Raw genomic sequence first — 1,891 nt, 5'->3', positions numbered from 1 at the left:
ACGGATGCCGCGGGCGCGCGCACGGGAAGGCGCCGCGTCCGCGGCATCCGTCATCCGGCGTCAACGGCACGTCGCGCCGCGGCGGCCCCTCCGCGGCGCTAGCGTGTGCGGCGGGGAGGCGCCATGGAGTTCGGCACGACCATCGAGGCGATCGGCCAGGTCATCGACGTGGTCGGTGTGCTGGCCATCGTCGTCGGCGTGCTCTACGCGAGCATCGACGCCGGCCTGCGCGGCATCCGGGGGAGATATCCGATCTACGATCGGTTCCGCCGCGTGCTGGGTCGCGCCATCCTGCTCGGCCTCGAGCTGCTCGTCGCGGCGGACATCATCAAGACCGTCGCGGTGACGCCCACGCTCGACTCGGTGCTCGTGCTCGCGATCATCGTGCTCATCCGGACGTTCCTCAGCTGGTCGCTCGAGCTCGAGGTGTCGGGACGATGGCCGTGGCAGAAGCGCGCCGAGCCCATCGACGACGATGCCCCCGCCGAGGACGCCGCGCCGACCTCATCCCGCTGATCGGAGCACGTTGCCGCGCCCCGGTCGGCGGAGTACCGTTCGCCTCATGGAATGGTGGCCGACCGCCCTGCTCCTGCTCGGCGGACTCGTGGTGCTCGGCGTGGTGCTCGCGATGCGGATCCGACGCGACCGCTCGACCGGTACGGAGGGTCCCGACGTCTGGGAGCCCGACGAGGTGCGCGACGCGCAGCGACGACGAGACGAGCCCGACGTCCGGGAGTGGGACCGCGGAACTCACTAGCAGGATCGCTAGCGAGAGCCGGCAACGGCGCTGCTCGAAGCTCCGGATGCCGCGTCGAGTCGCCATGCCGCGACGACGCGCCGATGATGCGCGCCCTCGGCCGGCCGCATGTCGATGAGGGCGACCGTGTCGAGCACCACGCGATCGCCGGGCCGAAGGCCGCCGTGGTGCTTGCGCGTGACGTGGGGCCGGAATTCGAGGCGCGCACGCACGTCGATGCCCGCCGCGGCCAAGGCATGCATCGCGCGGCCTCGCAGCGCTGCGAGCTCACCCGCATCGTGCACGAGCGTCACCGGCACGTCACGCCGGCGGCCGAACATGGCCTCGTCGCCGGCGGCGGCGTGGATCGGCGATCCGCCCGAGCCGATGCCGTCGACGCCGCCGACGATCGCCGCGACCGTCTGACCGGTCAGGTCGGCCTGGAACGGCTCCACGAGCGTCACGTGCAGCGGCCAGTCGGCGACGGTGAACTCGTCGCCCGCGGCGAGCGGCACGAGCGGCAGCACGACGACGAAGCGCGCCATCCGGCGAGTCTAGCCGGGGGCGCGCTCCGTCGGGTCGAGCGGTGGTTCAGGCCACCTTGTGCGGCTCGTCGAGTCGTCCGAGCAGGCGCAGCATCGCCGCGGGGGCATAGCGGAACTCGACCGTGCCGCTGGCGCCGGGCTCCGAGGGACCGATCCAGGTGCTCGAGCCCTCGTGCATGCGCACCCAGCCGTCGTGGAAGAGGAGGTCGGTGCCGATGACGAACGCCATCGCGGGCGTGTCGCCCTGGCGTACGGCGATCGAGCCCTCGAACACCTGCGATGCCGAGGCATCCTGGTCCTCCCTGGCCTGCACGCCGACGAGCGGGCGCGCGATCGGCGTGGCGAAACCGGGAGCCTCGAACGGGCTGGACTTCGCGGCATCCGGCACGACAGCGAAGTGCACGCTCGTGGACGCGAGGCTGAGCTCGGCCCGGCCGTCGAGCACCAGGCGGCTGGAGACGCGGAAGCGGTAGTAGAGACGTCCGGCGTCGCGCGCCGGCGGCAGCACGGCGAGGCTCGCCCAGTTGCGGGACCAGTGGAGCGGTGCGCCCTCCCGGCTGGGCGGGTCGTAGAGGCTCGCCGTGACGCGCACCGCGCCGTCGGCGTCGGT

Annotated in this window: 4 protein-coding genes; 2 read left to right on the top strand and 2 right to left on the bottom strand. The window is 72.7% G+C overall.

The features are described 5' to 3' along the window. Window positions 1-123: 123 nt before the first annotated feature. Together GH736_RS22175 and GH736_RS22170 are read left to right on the top strand one after the other, a co-directional pair. Complete coding sequence (locus GH736_RS22175; protein ID WP_159607123.1) at window positions 124-516, top strand: DUF1622 domain-containing protein; 393 nt, start codon at window positions 124-126, stop codon at window positions 514-516. Between the two features lie 46 nt (window positions 517-562). Beyond that, the gene (locus tag GH736_RS22170; protein ID WP_159607121.1) at window positions 563-757 is read left to right on the top strand and encodes a hypothetical protein; all 195 of its coding nucleotides are present in this window, start codon (window positions 563-565) and stop codon (window positions 755-757) included. A gap of 8 nt (window positions 758-765) precedes the next feature. Here the strand turns inward: GH736_RS22170 and GH736_RS22165 are convergent, their stop codons facing one another. Next, window positions 766-1,281: a 2'-5' RNA ligase family protein gene (locus GH736_RS22165; protein ID WP_159607120.1), complete on the bottom strand. Its 516-nt coding sequence runs from the start codon at window positions 1,279-1,281 to the stop codon at window positions 766-768. A 46-nt stretch (window positions 1,282-1,327) separates the two neighbouring features. Beyond that, window positions 1,328-1,891 (bottom strand): hypothetical protein (locus GH736_RS22160; protein ID WP_159607118.1); only part of this gene is annotated, 564 nt, incomplete at its 5' end.

Source organism: Agromyces humi, from assembly GCF_009720255.1.
Taxonomy (GTDB): Bacteria; Actinomycetota; Actinomycetes; order Actinomycetales; family Microbacteriaceae; genus Agromyces; species Agromyces humi.
This window is presented reverse-complemented; position numbering and strand designations above follow the sequence as displayed.

Coding starts and splice junctions, on each gene's coding strand:
- GH736_RS22175 (WP_159607123.1), top strand. CDS start 124: ATGGAGTTCGGCACGACCATCGAGGCGATCGGCCAGGTCATCGACGTG.
- GH736_RS22170 (WP_159607121.1), top strand. CDS start 563: ATGGAATGGTGGCCGACCGCCCTGCTCCTGCTCGGCGGACTCGTGGTG.
- GH736_RS22165 (WP_159607120.1), bottom strand. CDS start 1,281: ATGGCGCGCTTCGTCGTCGTGCTGCCGCTCGTGCCGCTCGCCGCGGGC.